The sequence below is a fragment of the Halalkalibacterium halodurans genome (assembly GCF_005671335.1).
In the GTDB taxonomy this organism is placed as follows: domain Bacteria; phylum Bacillota; class Bacilli; order Bacillales; family Bacillaceae_D; genus Halalkalibacterium; species Halalkalibacterium halodurans.
Genome location: NZ_CP040441.1, coordinates 3,350,705 through 3,370,361, shown reverse-complemented (window position 1 = coordinate 3,370,361; position 19,657 = coordinate 3,350,705). Strand labels below are relative to the sequence as shown.

18 protein-coding genes, 1 pseudogene, 2 riboswitches and 1 other annotated feature are annotated in these 19,657 nt (G+C 42.5%); of the genes and pseudogenes, 16 read left to right on the top strand and 3 right to left on the bottom strand.

What is annotated here, in order from left to right:
- Nucleotides 1–4 precede the first annotated feature (4 nt).
- The 5 genes and pseudogenes from acsA to FED51_RS16390 all read left to right on the top strand — a co-directional run bounded on the left by acsA (nucleotide 5) and on the right by FED51_RS16390 (nucleotide 5,579).
- Nucleotides 5–1,720, top strand: a complete 1,716-nt coding sequence (gene acsA / locus FED51_RS16405; protein WP_010899376.1) for an acetate--CoA ligase — start codon at nucleotides 5–7, stop codon at nucleotides 1,718–1,720.
- 418 nt (nucleotides 1,721–2,138) lie between these two features.
- Nucleotides 2,139–2,918, top strand: a pseudogene (gene bglS / locus FED51_RS16400) (beta-glucanase); the annotation flags it as partial.
- Complete coding sequence (locus tag FED51_RS21770; protein WP_420810282.1) at nucleotides 2,901–3,200, top strand: LPXTG cell wall anchor domain-containing protein; 300 nt, start codon at nucleotides 2,901–2,903, stop codon at nucleotides 3,198–3,200. The pseudogene bglS and the gene FED51_RS21770, both read left to right, overlap by 18 nt.
- 394 nt (nucleotides 3,201–3,594) lie before the next feature.
- Nucleotides 3,595–4,386, top strand: coding sequence for a family 16 glycosylhydrolase (locus tag FED51_RS16395; protein ID WP_233443843.1), 792 nt, complete (start codon nucleotides 3,595–3,597; stop codon nucleotides 4,384–4,386).
- Nucleotides 4,387–4,502: 116 nt separating this feature from the next.
- Complete coding sequence (locus tag FED51_RS16390; protein WP_233443842.1) at nucleotides 4,503–5,579, top strand: LacI family DNA-binding transcriptional regulator; 1,077 nt, start codon at nucleotides 4,503–4,505, stop codon at nucleotides 5,577–5,579.
- Between the two features lie 356 nt (nucleotides 5,580–5,935).
- Here FED51_RS16390 and FED51_RS16385 read toward each other — a convergent pair whose 3' ends face one another.
- Both FED51_RS16385 and FED51_RS16380 read right to left on the bottom strand, forming a co-directional pair.
- Nucleotides 5,936–7,153, bottom strand: coding sequence for an ISL3-like element IS651 family transposase (locus FED51_RS16385; protein WP_138090681.1), 1,218 nt, complete (start codon nucleotides 7,151–7,153; stop codon nucleotides 5,936–5,938).
- A gap of 178 nt (nucleotides 7,154–7,331) precedes the next feature.
- Nucleotides 7,332–10,232 (bottom strand): transglycosylase domain-containing protein, encoded by a 2,901-nt coding sequence (locus FED51_RS16380; protein WP_053430495.1) that lies wholly within the window; start codon nucleotides 10,230–10,232, stop codon nucleotides 7,332–7,334.
- Nucleotides 10,233–10,379: 147 nt separating this feature from the next.
- Nucleotides 10,380–10,598, top strand: a binding site (T-box leader).
- Nucleotides 10,599–10,659: 61 nt separating this feature from the next.
- Here FED51_RS16380 and tyrS point away from each other — a divergent pair.
- Entirely contained in the window at nucleotides 10,660–11,898 is a 1,239-nt protein-coding gene (tyrS, locus tag FED51_RS16375; RefSeq protein WP_010899371.1) for a tyrosine--tRNA ligase, read from the top strand.
- 183 nt (nucleotides 11,899–12,081) lie between these two features.
- Nucleotides 12,082–13,224: a dicarboxylate/amino acid:cation symporter gene (locus FED51_RS16370; protein WP_053430496.1), complete on the top strand. Its 1,143-nt coding sequence runs from the start codon at nucleotides 12,082–12,084 to the stop codon at nucleotides 13,222–13,224.
- 89 nt (nucleotides 13,225–13,313) lie between these two features.
- Nucleotides 13,314–13,479: riboswitch (M-box (ykoK) riboswitch) on the top strand.
- Here FED51_RS16370 and FED51_RS21610 read toward each other — a convergent pair.
- Nucleotides 13,461–13,589: a hypothetical protein gene (locus FED51_RS21610; protein WP_276399890.1), complete on the bottom strand. Its 129-nt coding sequence runs from the start codon at nucleotides 13,587–13,589 to the stop codon at nucleotides 13,461–13,463. Its footprint overlaps the riboswitch before it by 19 nt.
- Nucleotides 13,590–13,769: 180 nt before the next feature.
- Nucleotides 13,770–13,933: riboswitch (M-box (ykoK) riboswitch) on the top strand.
- Between the two features lie 153 nt (nucleotides 13,934–14,086).
- On the opposite strand from FED51_RS21610, the gene FED51_RS16365 reads away from it, so the two are divergent.
- From FED51_RS16365 to FED51_RS16325, 9 genes are all read left to right on the top strand, one after another.
- The gene (locus FED51_RS16365) at nucleotides 14,087–14,785 is read left to right on the top strand and encodes an MgtC/SapB family protein (protein WP_010899368.1); all 699 of its coding nucleotides are present in this window, start codon (nucleotides 14,087–14,089) and stop codon (nucleotides 14,783–14,785) included.
- A 19-nt stretch (nucleotides 14,786–14,804) separates the two neighbouring features.
- On the top strand, nucleotides 14,805–16,169 hold the full coding sequence (gene mgtE, locus FED51_RS16360; protein WP_053430497.1) for a magnesium transporter: 1,365 nt from the start codon (nucleotides 14,805–14,807) through the stop codon (nucleotides 16,167–16,169).
- 318 nt (nucleotides 16,170–16,487) lie between these two features.
- Complete coding sequence (locus FED51_RS16355; RefSeq protein WP_321542790.1) at nucleotides 16,488–16,718, top strand: cysteine-rich CWC family protein; 231 nt, start codon at nucleotides 16,488–16,490, stop codon at nucleotides 16,716–16,718.
- A 37-nt stretch (nucleotides 16,719–16,755) separates the two neighbouring features.
- A complete protein-coding gene (locus FED51_RS16350; RefSeq protein ID WP_010899366.1) occupies nucleotides 16,756–17,484 on the top strand; it encodes an RNA polymerase sigma factor in 729 nt (242 codons plus the stop codon).
- Nucleotides 17,485–17,559: 75 nt separating this feature from the next.
- Nucleotides 17,560–17,934: a VOC family protein gene (locus FED51_RS16345; RefSeq protein WP_053430498.1), complete on the top strand. Its 375-nt coding sequence runs from the start codon at nucleotides 17,560–17,562 to the stop codon at nucleotides 17,932–17,934.
- A 25-nt stretch (nucleotides 17,935–17,959) separates the two neighbouring features.
- Nucleotides 17,960–18,355 carry a VOC family protein gene (locus tag FED51_RS16340; protein ID WP_010899364.1) on the top strand — a complete coding sequence of 132 codons (396 nt, stop codon included), beginning with the start codon at nucleotides 17,960–17,962 and terminating at the stop codon, nucleotides 18,353–18,355.
- A 19-nt stretch (nucleotides 18,356–18,374) separates the two neighbouring features.
- Nucleotides 18,375–18,743, top strand: coding sequence for a VOC family protein (locus FED51_RS16335; protein WP_010899363.1), 369 nt, complete (start codon nucleotides 18,375–18,377; stop codon nucleotides 18,741–18,743).
- 18 nt (nucleotides 18,744–18,761) lie between these two features.
- Nucleotides 18,762–19,148: a VOC family protein gene (locus tag FED51_RS16330; protein WP_010899362.1), complete on the top strand. Its 387-nt coding sequence runs from the start codon at nucleotides 18,762–18,764 to the stop codon at nucleotides 19,146–19,148.
- Nucleotides 19,145–19,624, top strand: a complete 480-nt coding sequence (locus FED51_RS16325) for a GyrI-like domain-containing protein (RefSeq protein WP_053430499.1) — start codon at nucleotides 19,145–19,147, stop codon at nucleotides 19,622–19,624. Before FED51_RS16330 ends, FED51_RS16325 begins: the two co-directional genes overlap by 4 nt.
- Nucleotides 19,625–19,657: the final 33 nt, after the last annotated feature.

Sequence of the window (19,657 nt, the reverse complement as noted above, 5' to 3'; positions counted from 1 at the left end):
GTTGATGAACTTGCAAGCGCTTCCAGCAAAAGAGGGGAACCATAATCTAAAAGATTACAATGAAGCTGTCTCTACCTTTGATTGGTCTTCTGTTGAAAAACAGTTTTCATGGTATGAGACAGGGAAAGTGAATCTCGCCTATGAAGCCATTGACCGTCATGCAGAATCAAACAGACAAGATAAAGTGGCTCTTTATTATAGTGACGCAACAAGGGATGAGCAGTATACATTTGCTGATATGAAGAAGTATACAGATAAAGCTGGCAACGTTCTTCGCGATGCTGGAGTCAGCAAAGGGGATCGGGTCTTTATTTTCATGCCACGCTCACCTGAACTTTATTTTGCATTGCTTGGCGCAGTGAAGGTTGGTGCGATCGTTGGACCTCTTTTTGAAGCCTTTATGGAAGGGGCAGTCAGAGATCGCTTAGAAGATAGTGAAGCAAAAGTTCTCATCACAACTCCAGATCTGTTACAACGTGTACCAGTCGACCAATTGCCACATTTGGAAACGGTATTTATCGTCGGTGATCATGTTGAAGAAGAAGGGCCTTATCGTGATTTTCTCTCTAGGTTAACTCAAGCATCGGACGACTTAGAGATTGAATGGGTGGACCGTGAAGACGGCTTGATTTTACACTATACTTCAGGATCTACTGGGAAGCCAAAAGGAGTATTGCACGTCCACAATGCGATGATTCAACACTACCAAACAGGAAAATGGGTGTTAGATTTAAAAGAGGATGATGTCTATTGGTGTACTGCTGATCCTGGCTGGGTAACAGGGACGTCGTACGGGATTTTTGCCCCGTGGTTATGTGGAGCGACAAATGTAATTCGCGGTGGTCGCTTTAGCCCAGCAGATTGGTATGAGACATTGCAAAAATATAAGGCAACCGTATGGTACAGTGCACCAACCGCGTTCCGAATGTTAATGAGCGCCGGGGATGAGCTCGTGAAAAAGTACGATCTATCGTCTTTGCGCCACATCTTAAGCGTGGGTGAACCATTAAATCCAGAAGTTGTCCGCTGGGGGATGAAAGTGTTTGATTTGCGTATTCATGATACGTGGTGGATGACAGAAACAGGAGCGCAATTAATTTGTAACTATCCATCAATGGACATTCGCCCAGGCTCAATGGGAAAACCGTTGCCAGGAATTAAAGCGGCCATCATCGATGATCAAGGGAATGAGCTACCACCGAATCGGATGGGGAATTTAGCGATCCGCAAAGGCTGGCCTTCGATGATGCGTGCCATATGGAAAAATGAAGAAAAGTATAACAGCTATTTTGAAATTGATGGCTGGTACGTTTCTGGTGATTCGGCTTATATGGATGAAGATGGCTATTTCTGGTTCCAAGGCCGAATTGATGATGTCATTATGACCTCAGGGGAACGAGTCGGTCCATTTGAGGTAGAAAGCAAGCTAGTAGAGCATCCTGCTGTAGCTGAAGCGGGAGTTATCGGAAAGCCTGATCCAGTTCGTGGCGAAATTATCAAGGCATTTGTCTCCCTTCGCGATGGATATGAACTCACCGACGAGTTAAAAGAAGATATTCGCACATTTGTGAAGGAAGGTCTTGCTGCCCATGCCGCTCCAAGAGAGATCGAGTTTAAGGATAAGCTACCAAAAACACGCAGCGGTAAAATTATGCGTCGTGTGTTAAAAGCATGGGAGCTAGACTTACCTACGGGAGACCTTTCGACAATGGAAGATTAAAAGCATCCAGCCCCTATGGAACCAATCCTGTAGGGGCTTTATTTTAGCACTTAATCAAATGTTGAGGTAGTGAATGAGGCAAAATTGTTTATTGAGAAAAGAATCGTTACAAAAAGTAGCATAAATCGAATTCTCCGATATTTGGCTATTTCAGTTGATTTTGGGGGATTTTACCCTCGGAAAATAATATTTTTTTCTACGCGCTGTATGATAACCTGACTTTTTGCAGTTAATAGAAAAAGTAGTGAAAAAGATTGAATTTATTTAAGATTCATTTATAATAGGATTGAAAGCGCTTTCTAAAATTCCGAATTTTTTAAAGTTGTTACCGAAAAAGTAACAACAAATTTTTCGCTGTTTACTAACACGCGTTAGTTAACGGATAGTAACAAAATGATCCCTATAAGGAGGATGGAAGATGGTAAAAAGTAAATATTTAGTTTTCATTTCTGTTTTTTCTTTGTTGTTTGGAGTATTTGTTGTTGGGTTTAGTCATCAAGGGGTAAAAGCTGAAGAAGAGAGGCCAATGGGAACAGCGTTTTATGAGTCGTTTGATGCTTTTGATGACGAACGTTGGTCTAAAGCAGGCGTCTGGACAAATGGCCAGATGTTCAATGCAACATGGTATCCAGAACAGGTGACGTTGTCTGACGGTCTAATGAGACTTACTATTGACAAAGAAGACGAACAAGTGCTAGAAAATGATGAACAAGCACCTCCCTATAAAGCAGGAGAGCTTCGTACCAATGATTTCTATCATTATGGACTCTTTGAAGTGAGTATGAAGCCTGCGAAGGTAGAAGGGACCGTGTCATCCTTTTTTACCTACACAGGGGAATGGGATTGGGATGGAGATCCTTGGGATGAAATTGATATTGAGTTCTTAGGAAAGGACACGACGAGAATACAATTTAATTACTTTACAAATGGAGTAGGAGGAAATGAATTTTACTATGATTTAGGGTTTGATGCATCAGAGTCATTTAATACGTATGCCTTTGAATGGAGAGAGGATTCCATTACCTGGTATGTTAATGGAGAAGCGGTTCATACAGCGACAGAAAACATTCCACAGACCCCGCAGAAGATCATGATGAATTTATGGCCGGGCGTGGGAGTAGATGGATGGACAGGTGTATTCGATGGCGATAATACGCCTGTATATTCATACTATGATTGGGTGAGGTATACACCACTTTCAGAATTATCAGATCCACCAGTAACACCAGAACCACCAATTGAAGAGCCGACAGAAGAACCAATTGAAGAACCAATCGAAAAACCAATTGAAGAGCCTATCGAGAAAATCGAAATAGATGAGAACGACGAAACGAAAGAAAACGTAAACGACTTAAAGGAATCTGGAGGTGAAAGATTACCTAATACGGCGACCTCAATGTATCATTATTTACTATTTGGACTTCTAGCTTTTGCAATAGGAGTAATGGTTTACTTAAGGGCTAGAGTAACAGAAAAGTAGGCTTTCAAGTATTAAGAAATTACTGATTATCGTAAAATACATTTTTTGTGGGAGTGATCACAATTAAAATTTACAAAACGATCAGTGTCTTTGTCTTGATCTTTTTAATACTGGTGTCATTTAAAGCTGTGACGTTTGCACATAACCCAGTAACAGAAAGTCCACTTTATCATTCGTTTCAAAGTCATGATGAGCGAAACTGGCAGATTTCGGATGGTTGGAGAAATAATGATCCCTTTTTTGGATGTCATTGGAGTCGGAATAGGGTTAATTTTAGTGGTGGTGAAATGGAGCTGTCTATTCGTCCAAATCATTCCTACGCAGCACCGTATAACTATGAGTGTGCTGAATATTCAACGAACCATTTTTACGGTTATGGTTGTATGAAGTATCGATGAAGCTATCAAATGTATCGGGGGTTATTTCTTCTTTCTTCACATACACAGGTCCCTCTCATAATGGAGCACCTTGGGATGAAATTGATATTGAATTCTTAGGTAATGACACGACTAAGGTTCAATTTAATTACTACACGAATGGTAGAGGGGGAAATGAAATCCTTTATGATTTAGGCTTTGATGTTGCAAATAGTTTTAATACGTATGCGTTTGATTGGCAAGAACATTACATTAACTGGTATGTCAATGGAGAGTTGGTTGCAACAGCAACAGAAAATATCCCTAGAAATCCAAGTAAAATGCTGATGAACATTTGGAATACGTATGGTATTGATGAATGGGCAGGAGCATATTGGGGACAAAATGCTATTGCCTCCTATGAATGGGTGCGCTATACACCGAACAACGGGGGTACGATAGCTTCTGATTTCCAGTTGCATGCATGCGAGTATAGTGGTGCAAGTGGAGTAACCTCATGGCATTGTGGGGTGGGAAGCTTTTACCCTGGTAGTTGGATAAAGTTTGATAACGTCAATTTATCGACAGGGTATAATGCATTTGCTGTAAGCTATGCTTCAACACAAAGTGGAAGCTTTGACATTAGACTAGGTAGTCCTAATGGTCGACTGATTGGCACGGTCAATTATGGCTCGACAGCTGGTTGGGAGAATTATCAATGGAGTGGGACTCCTGCGTTAGATGCAACAGCTCAAGGCGTTCATGATATATATATCGTATCTCGTGCTGGGGCCGCTAACTTAAGAGAATTTTGGTTTAAAAATGAATAATGACAGGGAATAAATGACAACTAACGAAAGATTTTTTGTGAAGGCTGTCCAGAAGGCAATTGTCCTTTTGAAACAGCCTTTTGCTATAATAAAAAAAACGATTAAGGATAGGGTGTATGATCATTATGCGAAGCGAGGATCTTGCAAAGCTTATTGGCGTTTCTAGAAGCACAATCACTCGAGTCATAAATAATTATCCAGATATCCCTCAAGCAACTAGAGAGAAAGTATGGAAAGCAATTGAAAAATATAATTATGCGCCTAATGCTTCAGCAAGAAAGCTAGCAGGTGCAAAAAATAAAATGATTGCCATCGTTGTATTAGATGTGAAGAACGATGGCACACATCATCTCAAAACGACTGACGATACATTAATCTACAACAACCCCTTTTTTGCTCCGGTTATTAATGCAGTAAGTGATCAAGCCAACAAATTAGATTATTATGTCATCATATCGATTGTTTATTCGAAAGAGGACTTAAAGAAGGTCGAGAGTATTTTCAATCAAAAAATGATTGAAGGTGCCATTTTTGTTGGAACACAAGAAGATGAAAATGAGTTTATTTTTAAGCTCATTAAACAAGGATATAAGATTGCCATGATTGATACAAGCGAAGTATATAGTAAAGAACATAATGCTATTTATATTAATCCAGATAACTATGAGGGTAGTGCGAAAGCAGTCAATCATTTAGTTGAACTCGGACATAAAAAAATTGGGATTATAACAGGGAATCTAAATAAAGTATCTGCTAAAGAAAGACTAGATGGATTTAAAGAGACATTAAGTTATCATGGATTAAAGCTTAGTGAAGACCATATTTTTCAAGGAGATTTCACTGAAGATAGCGGGTACGAAGGGATAAAGTCTATACTCAATGGATCAAATAAGCCCACGGCCATTTTTGTCAGTAACGACACAATGGCTATTGGAGCTTACAAAGCAATGACAGAGCTAGGATTGAACATTCCAGAGGACATTTCGATTGTAGGTTTTGATAATTCGTTTTTTGCCTCATATTTATCGCCTCCTTTGACAACGATAGATATTTCATTTGCAGACATAGCAAAGAGAGCAACAACACTTCTCATTAAATCGATTGAAGAAAAAGAACAGCTTGGTATTGTAGAAAAAATAAATGCGACTTTAATCAATAGAGGGTCGTGCAAAAGGATTCAAGGCAAGTTTTGAAGATAGAGATGATAATCGTGAAATAGATTATTGGATAAAGCGGCCTCTTGTAAAGGAGATATGTCTTTTAGAAGTGAGTGAGCGTTTTATAACAGACAGATGATTCTAGCAAAACCGTAAAAAGCATCCTATGGAGAAAAAGAGTCTGAAAAAGGTTGATTTTTAACTTTGTCACAGGCTCTAGGAAAAAGGGGAAAATGCATTCTAAAGGTTAGGTTTACGCCTAAGAGACCGCGTTGAAAATGATCTTCTACCCATGCCCCTCTAAATGTAAGTGTATAAAAATACCTATAGATGAACACTCTTTTTCAGGTTCTTAGTCAAATGTTGGGGTGGCATAGGAGGGCGAGCCCCTCTTATCCTACCCCGAATGTTTGATGTTTGAATTGATGATGCAAGAGAATACGGTTTCGCAAGCGATCATAACGCCGAAAACCAAAGGCATTTCTCTTAATCACCTTCGTTTGATTATTCAGTCCTTCAATAAAACCATTGTTTAAGCCAAACGCGAGGCTATTCAAGATCTCGGTCTGCCAGTTCTTCAGCGTCTGAATGGCTCGGTGGAACTCCTTTAACCGGCTCGCCTCCACTCTTCGGTAAAAGGCGTAGAGCCCTTGCTTCACCTCGCTCATTCGTCCTTCCCTTCCTTGCATCTTCGCTTCTTGATACCACTGACGAAAATGTTCTTTTAGCTCATACGCTTCCCTTAAATCAGGGGATAGCTCTAAGTACCGCTCCACCTTCTTCTTTTGCTTATCATCCAGTCCTTCTCTCTCTTTCTGAAACAGATGTTTGATCCGTTTACATCGTTTTCGATGATACGGATGGAACGCTTTTTGCACTCGGCGGCGAACCCCTTCCAGAGCCCAGTAGATGTAACGACAGAAATGGAACGGATCCCCAATGATGAGCGGGTGGCCTAAGGCCTTTTGAACAGCCGACTTGAAGGTATAACTAAGATCCATCACGACTGTTTTCAGATGATGACCTTTCTCTTGAAGATATCGTTTAAGCGTATCGGCTTTACGATCCGGTAAGATATCCAGTGGCTTCCGTGTATCTGCATCCGCAATGATCACTTGATATTTCCCCGCATTCGTATCCCCTTTGTAATCATCAATCGCAATCCGAGGAGGAAGGTGATCCACCTTCTTCACGAGGGGGGCCGCCAATTGATCAAACCGGCGCATGGCAGTTGTCACGGACGTTTGGAATTGATTCGCTGTGTCCGTAAAGTTCTTCCCTTGAATGAGCCGTAAGCGAAACGCTTGATTCCATTCCACTGTCTGACGCTGATATCGCTCTACAAAACAGGCTTTCTCCGCAAACCGCTTCCCGCATCTGCACGCGTACCGGCGCTTTCGATAGAATAGATACACCCACCGTTCAAAGAGCTTGAGATGTTGAACTTTTTGGATGCGGTAATCATGGATTCTCTCGGTTCTCTCCCCGCAGGATGGGCAACGATGAGGCGTTCGCGGCATTTCTACATGGAGCGCGATAAAGCCCTCTCGTTCCTCCATCTTTGTGACCTTCACACCTTTTAATCCGGGCAAATCCATGGTAAAATTCATCGTACACGCAGCTCCTATCCTTTCTTTGTTTCTCAACAATTCAAGGATAATGGATAAAGGAGCCTGCGTGCATTTTTTTTGCCCTCTTTTGTGCAAAAACCCCAACATTTATTGTAGAGCCCTTTTTCAAGTGTCCTATCTATAGGTATCATATTAATTAAGGGTCCCTATCGTATTCCTAACGGTCATCGTCAGAAGAAGAATCATCATCCCCATCGTCGGATCCTCCGTCGTCATCTGGTTTATCGTCTTCGCGTTTGTTGTTTTGCTCGTTCTCCTGCTTCTTCTTATCGTCTTTCTTTTCCTCATTCTTTTCTTCCTTCTTCTCTTCTTTTTTCTTCTCCTCTTTCTTTTCATCTGAGGATGTCTGGCTACTCTTTGATGAGACGCTCGCAGTTTTTCCTTGAACGGCTGAGGAGCGGCTAGATTCACGACCAACCGAATCAACGGCTGTTACATAATAAGAATGGTTACCGTTGCTGACGTTATAAGATGTCGTTTCGTTTCCTTTAACAGAGCCAACCCGTTCTGTCGAGCCACCATTCACTCGATAGATTCGATACCCGACAATGTCACCTGCTGTATGTTTATCCCATTGAAGCGTCGTGCCGTTTAAGCGGATATTTGAGACAGGACCAGGCGTTTTTCCGTTATTCGGTGCTTTTTTGTCAGGAATTAATCCTTTTAGGTTATCTGGCAAATATTGACCTATGTTGTCCATGTTCCAAGCCCCTGATGATAGCCGTAGCCCAGCTTCTGTGAACTCTTGTGGCGTAGAATCAAGAGCTAAATAGTTTTTTCCATTAATCGTGACGTAACGAGCAGATTCTAAACCATCATCTCCAGATTTCGGCAAGAACTTTGCGTTGAACAAATCGGATGTCACAAGCCCTGCTTGCTCACACGCTTTTGATGGTGCGGTTCCTGTGATGCTACAAACGGATCGACGGACGATTCCTTCAGGCATTTCGAACGACTGATTCGGTGCCATCAGCTCAGGATTTTCATCATAAGCAGCATTGGCAATTCGCGCCCAAATTTGTTGCGTACGCGGCCCGTAGCGTAAGCCATTCCATGGGCTTTGAATCGTTTTCGGTGTATCATAACCGATCCATACGCCCAAGGTGACGTTCGGATTTAGTCCAACGAACCAAGAATCCTTAACCTCACTTGATGTTCCTGTTTTTCCTGCCCAATCGGCAGAAAATTTCAGTCGTCCTGGTAAAGAATTCGCTGTTCCGACACCGCGGAGCACGTCGCGCATCATATCGATCATTAAGTACGATGTCTGTGGGGTGAACACGTCAACTGACTTTGATTTATGCTCATAAATTACGGTTCCGTCTGCTGTTTCAATTTTTTCGATCATATAGGATTCGACGTATTGACCACCGTTTGCAAACGTAGCAAATGCGTTCGTGTTTTGCTCTACTGTGACGTTGTGATCGGTTGCTCCTAACGCTGCTGCAGGGTACGGTTCTCCGTCGTTTAGCTGAAAACCAAGCTTACGCATCGTTTCCCGTGATTGTTCATGTGGCACCTGTAAAAAGGCACGCACGGCAGGAACGTTACGAGAGCGGGCAAGCGATTCACGAACAGAGATGAGTCCCATATGCGTACGATCAAAGTTGTTAATAGGTGTTGAAGTGCCTGGATACGTTGCAGGTGTATCAGGAATGACGAAACCTGGTTGAGCGGCACCAATCTCCATCGCTGGACCGTAAGCTAAAAGCGGCTTCATCGTTGATCCGTTTGGACGATACGCTTGCGTCGCGTGGTTGTATTGGTCTTCTGCACTTCCTTCATCGCGACCAGCAACGAACCCTTTGATCGCCCCTGTCGAATTTTCCAGTAAGAGAGCACCGACTTGTTCTTGTTCCCCTGCAATCGTTGGTCCGAAAAGGGAGTCGTCCTTGACTGCATTATTCATCGCTTCATAAATGTTTTTGTCAATGGTCGTATGAATGCGGTAGCCATTATGGCGTAATTCATGTTTCGCTTCTTCTCTAAGATTGTTTAAAAGTGATTGCCGTTCTTCTTCCTCTAACTCATCTAAATCAACGTCAAGCTCTTTTAATTTTAAGTTGTAGAGGATTTCTTCTCCACGTTTCATCACTTCATAGGTTAAGTATGGATACTTTTCAATAGGCGATTTTTTACGGTTTGTTAAGTTTTCACGTATGTCATAGTCTAGCGCTTCCTCTAGCTCACTTTCCGTAATGTATCCATTGATGTAAAGACGGTTTAAAACGGTTTTCATCCGTCTAAGTCCAGGCTCTAGATCTTCCTTTACTTCCCCTGTGCTCGTAAACGGTGTATAGCCGAATGGGCTTTGCGGAAGACCAGCAATAAAAGCAGCTTGCGGCAAGTTTAAATCTTTGGCGTCAACGCCGAAAATGCCTTTTGCCGCTGCTTGAGCACCTGCGACCTGCCTGCCTGAGGCGTTCCGTCCAAATGGTACAACATTTAAGTAAGCTTCAAGAATTTCTTCTTTTTCGAGAAAATGTTCAAGGCGCATGGCGAGAAGAATTTCAGTCGCTTTTCGGTCAAAAGAAACGTCACTCGTTAGAATTTGGTTTTTGATCAACTGTTGAGTAAGCGTGCTTCCTCCCGTTTGGACAGAAGAGCCAGCAAATTCTTGATAGGTTGCGCGTAGGATGGCTTTTGGAACGATGCCATCATGCTCGTAGAAGTATTCATCCTCGGTGGCGATAATCGCGTGTATGAGATGTTCTGAGATGTCGTCGAGGGCAACGTAATGGCGTTCTACTTCTGCGGGAAGTTCCCCGAGATAGACATTGTTTGCAAAGAACACTTGACTCGTTTCTTCATAATCAAAAATATCCTGCCTCATCTCATCTGCCGAGCGGAGAGGCTCATCCCGGACGAGAGAAGCAAAATAGCCAGCGCCTGCACTTCCGATAAACACGAAAAGGACAAGGGCGCCAACGAGAAAGACAAGGGTTAAGTTCCAAGCAACTAAATAGGTTACGCCAATCCCTCGAAAGATCTTCTTCTCTCGCAATATGGTAATAATCGATTGAATGCGAGAACGGATTTGCGAAAGGGCGTTCTTCATGTTCAGCCTCCTTTTGTGAACGAAGAAGGGATAATATCATGAGTCATTATAGCACAAACTGTCGAATGTCGATATGATTTCGTAAAGCTTGTCTAAAGGCGATTCTTGACTTTTATGAGGCAGTATGATAAAAACGAATGGAATCAATATTGAGCGTTGAAGAGTGACAGTAGCGAACGTCTCCCTGTAAAAAGAGAGCTGGTGGTTGGTGCAAATCAGTACAAAGGCGACTCGTGAAGTACAGCTTGGAGCTTTTTCTTTGCTATTTTGGTGAAGAAACGGGGCATGCCGTTATCATGTTGGAGTTGGGAGAAATGCTACTATTTCTCCAAAAAGGGTGGTACCGCGAGTAAGCTCGTCCCTTATGTGGGAGGGGTTTTTTATTTTTTTATAAACGATCTAACATTCAATACAGGAGGAATGTACCGTGGAGGAAAAAGCGTTAACGCCAGAGCAAACCCAAGAGGTGGAGCGACAGCTTGAAATTCTAAAGCGTGGGGTAGTGGAAATTGTCCCTGAAGAAGCTTTACGAGAAAAAATTGAAAAGTCGGTTCGGACAGGTAAGCCGTTAAAAGTAAAGCTAGGGATGGACCCGTCAGCCCCTGATGTTCATATCGGTCATACGGTTGTCCTTCATAAGCTGCGACAATTCCAAGATCTTGGCCATGAGGTGCAAATGTTGATCGGGGATTTTACCGGGCGAATTGGGGATCCATCTGGTAAATCTGAGACGAGAAAGCAGTTAACCGATGAGCAAGTGAAAGCGAATGCTCGGACGTATGTGGAGCAGTACGGAAAAATTTTAGATATGGAAAAAGCAACGTTACATTATAATTCAAAATGGTTAAGCGCGCTTAACTTTGAAGATGTCATTAAGCTTGCGAGTCAAATGACCGTCGCTCGGATGCTTGAACGGGATGACTTTGAAAAGCGATACAAGTCAGGTCAGCCTATTTCCATCCATGAGTTTTTCTACCCGCTCATGCAAGGGTATGACTCGGTAGCGTTAGAGTCGGATATTGAAATAGGCGGAACGGATCAAAAGTTCAACCTGTTGATGGGGCGCATGCTTCAAGAAGCTTATGGAAACGATAAGCAAGTTGCGATCACGATGCCGTTAATCGAAGGATTGGATGGAGAACGAAAAATGTCTAAATCCTTAAACAATTACATTGGTATTGATGAGGCGCCAAATGAAATTTTTGGAAAGGCCATGTCGATTCCAGATGAGCTCATGGTGAAATACTATGAGTTAGCGACCGATTTATCAATGGATGAAGTAAAAGCGATCGCAAAAGGCCTAGAAGATGGAAGTGTCCATCCACGCGATGCGAAAATGAAGCTTGGCGCTACGCTTGTTCGAATGTATCATGGCGAAAAGGAAGCTGAAGAAGCCGTAAATTACTTTAAAACGGTCTTCCAAAAGCGAGATTTGCCAACGGACATTCCAGAAGTGAAGTGGGATGGCGAATCCCCTGTTTGGATTGTGGACTTGCTTGTGACCCTCGATTTATTGCCATCAAAAGGTGAAGCACGGCGAATGGTGCAAAATGGCGGAGTGAAGCTTAACGGTGAAAAAGTCGAAGACGTCCAGTTACAAGTGGAAATAGAGGATGGCCTCATCGTACAAGTGGGCAAACGGAAATTTAAAAAGCTTGTTCGGTAAAAAGAAAGGGGACATTTGCTTCCCTTCTTCTACCGATGTCAGAACAATATGAATGTTTTTGGTAAGTGGAAAATATAGAAATAGAAAAGCCTTTCATGGAGAGAGGCAGAAAAGCTTACGCTATGGTAAGGGACAGGGGAAGAGAAACGTTTTTCGCTTAATCAATAGAGGAGGGAATGGAGCATGAAGCTTATTCTCAAGTTACTTGCAGGAATCATTGTCGGAATTATCGTCGGTCTCCTAGGAGTTGATTGGATCACACGGATCTTTTTAACCGTTGAGGTGATTCTCGGTCAGTTTATTCGCTTTATGATCCCGCTCATTATTTTGTTTTTTATTGCTTCAGGGGTGACGAAGTTAGGAAATGGTTCAGGGAAGATGGTTGGTCTTACGGTAGGAACAGCTTATGTATCTACACTACTAGCGGGCACGTTAGCATTCTTTGTGGCCTCATTTGTCATGCCGTATGTCGCAAAAGATGGAGGCGTTCCAGAGGAAGGGGCTAGTCTGGCAAGTTTTATTGATTTTGAAATTGCACCGATCATGGGTGTAGTGACTGCATTAGTTTTAGCATTTGCTTTCGGTATAAGTATGACGATGTTGAAAAGCGATACCTTGATCCGTTTTTTTGATGAAGGAAAAGCAGTTGTTGAGTTAATCATTGTGAAAGCGATCATTCCGTTATTGCCTTTTTACATCGCTGGTATTTTTGCAGGGATTGCGGCAGAAGGAACCGTCTTTGCCACATTGCAAGTATTTGGCGTCGTGTTAGTGGTCGCGATTCTCACTCATTGGGTCTGGATTACGATTCAATATGTCGCGGCTGGTTCCTATATTGGCCGAAATCCATTCGCTCTGTTGAAAACAATGCTCCCAGCTTATTTTACCGGCTTAGGTACGATGAGTAGTGCGGCTACGATTCCAGTTACATTAAGGCAAGCAAAACAAAATGGGATCAAAGAAGATATTGCCAACTTCTCGATCCCGTTATGTGCAACGATTCATTTATCAGGGAGTACGATTACGATCGTCAGCTGCTCATTAGCAGTCATGATGGTGATGGAGGGGCTTGCGACACCAACTTATTTCACAATGCTCCCCGTCATCGCAATGCTAGGAGTCATCATGATCGCAGCACCAGGCGTTCCTGGAGGAGCTGTAATGGCCGCCACGGGAGTGTTAGCCTCGATGCTCGGCTTTAGTGAGGCAGCTATCGGTTTAATGATTGCTCTTTATATGGCCCAAGATAGCTTTGGCACAGCAACCAATGTGACAGGAGATGGCGCGATCGCCTTGTTTATCGATAAAATATCCAATAAAGGGTAAAGAGAGCTGGAGGAATGCAATCCTCCGGCTTTTCGCCTATTGACAGGTAAAATATCTTCATGTAGTCTATGAGTTGTAAAAAATTTCATAAATGTCTTCGTTAGGTGAGGCTCCTGTGCTGGAGATACGCTGCTGCCCAAAAACGTCCAAAGACGCCAATGGGTCAACAGAAATCATCGACATAAGGTGATTTTTAATGTAGCTGGATGATTCCTATGCCGCACAGTGCTAAAGCTCTACGAATGGGGGACAACAGTGGCCATTGCCATCGCTATGCCCGATAAAGGGGCATCTTTACGATTATAGTGTGCGTTTCTTATGATCGTCTTGGCATCAGGCTTTCGTTTTTTGAACAATGGAAACATGACGTAATCACCTTCATTCGTATGAGGGTGATTTTTATTTTGAGCTATCCCTTTCTTAGAAGCAGTGGAGGTGGTAAGAGATGGACAGTGAGTCACATGATCAAGGGAACATGTTTATCTCAATTGGCGCAACGGTAACCATCGCTGCCTTTTCGATGATAGCGGACAAGTAAATACGTACAACCACTTCGTTAGGTGAGGCTCCTGTATGGAGATATGCTGCTGCCCAAAAACGTCCAGAGACGCCAATGGGTCAACAGAAATCATCGACATAAGGTGATTTTTAATGTAGCTGGCAATGTCCTATGCCATACAGTGCTAAAGCTCTACGAATGAAGGGAATCTCGCTCATAGAAGATGAGTGTGTTTGGGGAGCCTACCTTTATTTGTAGAAGGTAGGCTTTTTGCACTTTAAGGAAGTTTAGCTTTTGTGACGAACAACGGTTTTTGCTATAAAACATTTTTCTAACCATAAGTGAGGAAAGCAGGTGAACGAAATGACAGAACTGTTAATGAAATTAAGCATCGCATTATTTTTCGGATTATTGATTGGTATTGACCGTCAGTTAAAGCACAAACCTTTAGGATTAAAGACGAGCATGGTCATTTGTGTTGCCAGCTGTCTAGTAACGATCGTGTCGGTCGAATCGTTTCACAGGTTTGCGACCCCGATGTTTAATAATATGGATCCAATGCGCTTAGCGGCGCAAATTGTGAGCGGTGTCGGTTTTTTAGGGGCGGGAGTTATTTTAAGAAAACGAAATGATGTCATTTCCGGTCTGACGACAGCTGCAATGATTTGGGCAGCGTCAGGATTAGGAATTGCTGTTGGCGCAGGCTTCTACATTGAAGCAGGGTATATGGTAGTCCTTTTAATGCTAGCGATAAATGTCTTTCCTCAACTCGTGAAAAAAGTGGGGCCTTCTTCTCTTCGGCAACGAGATGTGGCGGTCAAGATGGTCATGGAGCCGAATATGAGAATGACGGAACTAATCCAATCGATTGAACGAAAAACGAGCATGGCTAAAAAAGGGAGCGACATCCGCATTCGCCATCTGAAATTAAAAGATTTAGAGAACGGTAATCAGCAAGTGGAACTGATTTTATCGGCTCCAGAAAAACAATATACGACGGAAATTTATTACCTCATCAAAAAGATCGACCATGTTCTCACCGTTGATGTGGAACATTTGTAAAAGGAAAGGAGGATTTCTCATGATGATGCTGGACTTCAAAAACAGAGAAGAGTATACCTTTTACTTACACATGTATTTAAAAGAACAAGAACGAGAAAAATTTCGCGATGATTTTCTTGCATTACATCCTATTGATCAAGTGGAGATTTTCTCGGAGTTGAACGTTCAAAAGCGGAAGCGAGTGTATGAATGGATTGGGCCGAAAGAGTTTGCTCCTATATTTAGAGGGATGGAACGGAACCAACAAAAACAGATTGTCACAGAGCTGAAAGAGTCTTACACGATTAAAATGTTCGAAGAAATGGCACCAGACGATATGACCGACTTTTTTGAGGAGATTCCTAATCATTTGACCGGCTATTTTTTAGATCGTATGGATGAACAGGAGGCCCATGCCATCAAGCGTTTAATGTCTTATGAGAAAAAGACAGCTGGTTCCTTGATGACGACTGAATATTTGACCATTCAGCAAGAAAAAACGGTGGCAGATGTATTCGAAACGCTTCGCGCCGAGGGCAAAGATGCCGAAATGATCTACTACCTTTATGTTGTAAACGAGAACAATCAACTGATGGGTGTCCTCTCGTTAAAAGATGTCTTAACCTCTTCATTACATGAAACGGTCCGACAGCTAATGAAAAAGCACGTGATCTCTGTTTTTCCCCATACAGATCAGCGGGAGGTTGTACAACTGATACGTGACTATGACATTGTCGCGATCCCCGTCACAACAGAGACCAATCAAATGATCGGGATCGTGACAGTAGATGATGTCATGGACGTTGTGGAGGATGAAGTAACCGGAGATTTTGAGGAACTGGCAGGGGCAAAGGGTTCGATCAATCTAGAAGTTCATCCAATCAAAGCAGCAATGAAACGTTTACCTTGGCTTCTTCTATTAATGGTTTTTGGGATGGCGACTGCAAGCGTCGTTCAACACTTTGAAGACACACTTGCCCAGCTTGCGTTACTTGCCATTTTCATCCCACTCATAACCGATATGGGAGGGAATACAGGGACGCAGTCATTAGCGGTTGTCGTCAGGCAGTTAACCTTAGAAAAGCTGAAACATCCAACGTGTCGACGAATGATTAAACGAGAGCTGTTGACCGGGCTTATTATGGGGATCGTGTGCGGACTCTTTGCCGCGTTGCTAGCTCAATTTTATGGCTTTGGCAACATGGCTCTTGGGCTGATCGTTGGAACAGCGCTTTTTGGCACGGTCGTCATCTCAACAATGACGGGCACAATCATCCCGATCATTATTCATAAATTACGTATAGATCCTACCGTTGCTTCAGGCCCATTCATTACAACGATTAATGACATAGTCGGTCTACTCCTCTATTTTGCGATTGCTTCATCGCTAGCAACCTATCTATAGAACGAACAACGGGGAATCCCCTCTTGTTCGTTTATATGAAAAAACAATATTTACATCAGATGGGATTGTTATGTTGCCGTGATAACACTAGCCATTGTGCTCATAAGCAAGATGTACGGGAGAGATAAAAACATTCGGTATGGCCAGATGGCACTGTACGTATCCGTCCTTGGACCACTGCTCATTTTCGTCCTTTTATTTCATATTGGGTATGTTGTTAGTGATTTCTTATATTGAATCAAAAACCAGGTGGATCTTTTACCTGGTTTTTCATTTACTAGAAGCTCCATATAGATTACAACCACTTTATTTCTTATAATGAGAGAAGATTCGAACAGAAAGCAGGGAAATCTCATGCCCAAGAGCGAACAAAACAAGCATTGCCCGATTTGTGGCAAAGGAAACAACTGCGGATATGGTGATTGCTGGTGCAATGACGAAGTGTTTCCGAATGGAATCTTTCTTTTAGTTCCACCAGAGCATGTAGGGAAATCATGCATTTGTAGAGAGTGTGTCATACAATTTAGAAAATCAAAAAACAAAGAATAAGTGCCTTTAAAAAAATGATGGAATGGGTGAGGCAGAAATGAGAGATGAACAGGAGCCTCTTGATGAGTCGAAGTTTGAGAAAAAAGTCTCCCCATTTTTTTATGAGATGAAATGGTATTGTAAGCGGTTAACTCATAATAAATGGGAGTCTGAGGACTTATTTCAGGATAGCCTTATAAAAATCTACCTAGCGATGAAACAGCAACCTGATCGAAAAATGACGAAAACCTTCTTCTATCGAATCATTAAACATACGTGGATTGATAGAAAACGTAAAAGGCAGCTACAGGTTGAACCAATAGACGATGTGATGCAGGAGCTACACTTTCACGAAGAATATGAGAGTCGAGAGCTTTTAGAAGTGCTCGCGGAGTATTTAACAATAAAACAATTCGTTGCTCTTTTACTATCTAACGTATTTGCTTTTACCGCGAAAGAGACGGCGACCTTAATGAATGAATCTGAGTCGAACGTGTATACGACGTTGCATCGTGCGAAGAAAAAGCTCCAGCGTTATTTACAAGTTCGCTCTTATTCAGATATGGAACCGCAGATCGGTCCATCGGTTCGTGCTGAAAAAATCGATTCCACGATGTTCGAACAATTCCTCAAAGGGTTTCGTACAAAAAACCCGAGACTTATCTATGAATCCTATTGCGCCCTAAGCCGGGCGGGGATTGAAGTAAGAAAAGGGCGTTCGATTGGTTACACCCTTTGTTTTCAAGTGATTGATCCAGACGGTCATGTGCTAATGATTTGTACATAATTTTTTTACCATGTGGTGTAAGGTATTGCTTCATCCCTTCGTTTATATGAGTAGAACGGAAAAAAGGAGGGGCTTATGAACATAGACTTACTTTACGGTGTCGGCATTTTCATACCTGTGCGTCACTTAGCAAAAGCAACGGATTGGTACAAAGAGATGCTAGGCTTTGAAATGATTCACGAGGATAGCCCAGCTGCCAATGTGTTAAAAGTGGGCGATGGGACAGTGACGTTTTGTCTCGTGACATGTGAAGACATCGAACAACCTAAGTTTCCGCAGAACGATTATGAGGTGAATGTCTATTTTAACTTTCATACGAATGATGTAGAAAAGGCTCACCAACTTCTTTCCTCAAAAGGTGCCAATGTTGGCGAGATTCACGATTATGGAAAGGTTCGCGGCTTCGATCTAATCGATTTAGATGGAAATCATTTTGGGGTCGTCACATGATCGAAGAAAGGGGACACGAAAAAAGATGTCAAGAAAAGCACTAGACATTCCAGTGATCCAATTGCCTGTTTCCAATCTTGAAAAAGCAGTCGAATGGTATCAATCGATGCTTGGTTTGGCGTTTACTTTTCCATTTCAAGAAGGCGACGATGAAGCATGGTTGAACGTGAATGGTAGCATTGGGCTAGGGTTAATTCGTTGCGACGACGTCCCCAATCTGTCGTTTCGAAATAAGAATGGGGAACTGAAGGCGGTGTTAACGTTTCGCGTCGACGACATTCATGCCTTTTATACGGACCTAAAAGATAAAGGCGTACCCGTTGGGGAAATGGTTTATAAAGAAGGGGGAGGTTATAGCTTTATCGTGAAAGATTTAGATGGACATCGGTCTTATATTTGGGAAGGCTGGCCGAAGGAATAAAAAAGGAGAGGTGCTGCTGATGAGAATTGGTGCTGTGTTCGTACCGGTCGTTCATTTGCAAAAGTCGATTGCGTTTTATCGAGATGTGCTCGAGTTAAATCATGTGGGAACTTGGCCAGAGGAGATGGGAGCAGACTTTTATTTTGAGGAGCATAAGCAATATGTAAGTTTAGTGACGGTGAAAGAGAAACAACCACTTGAATTTACGGTAACGGATACGTACAAAAACAGCTACTACAATTTTACTACGGACGATTTAGTAGCTTATCATCAATCCTTAAAGGACAAAGGTGTTGAGGTCACTGACATATATGAGCATGGGCCGATTGAAGGCTTTGATTTTTTCGATGTGGATGGCAATCGGTTTGGGGTGATCGTCGATAAGTGATCCGAAGGGGGAAGTTCTATGCTACAACAGATCATCTATGGGATCGTCCCAGTCAAGTCGATGGATCGGGCGATTCGTTGGTATACGGATGTGCTAGGTATGGAATTCATTTGGCATAGTGAAGATGAGGACTTGGCTCAAATGAACCTCCCTTCTGGGCAAATGGTCTTTTTGCGCGAAACAAGCCATGACACGACCGCTACTTTTTCCTATAACTACAAGCCTCATGGGGTGATTGGCTTTCAAACGGATGACATTTATAAGCTATACGGTCACTTAAAGAAGCATGATGTTCAAGTGGAAGAGATTCATGAAGATGGGGAAGGGAATGCTTTTTTAGATTTTTACGATCTAGATGGGAATTTATTTAATGTTCAATGTGATGTAAAGGTGGGAGAAGGATGAACCCTCAACTAAAATCAATCGATGCTTTTACGGTTATAGGATATCAATTGAAAGCTAATTTACAAGAAATTGAGGAACAGCAGCTCGGGAAAAAGACGTTACACCGATTGCTTGAAAATCAATCATTGGTTCAGCAACGGGTAGGGGAAGAAATCTATTTGATTCAGCTTTATGACATGAAGCCAAACTTTAATCCGAATGTGGATCGTTTTACGCAAGTGATCGGCTATAAAGTGGCAGAACCGAAAGAAGTACCAGCGGAAATGATCGTACATACGGTTCCGAGCCACCAATATGTAATGGCGACCCACCGAGGGCTGGAAGCTGAACTTTACAAAACGTATGATGCACTCTATGGAACATGGATGGGAAAACAGCCATACCAACCAGCTGGCTATGATTTTGAAGTGTGGGATGAACGGTACAAGCCTGACGAAGCGACGAACGAAATTGACGTGTATGTGGCTATTCGTTGATTGTCATGATGAATCTAGCCTCCCTAGCAGTAA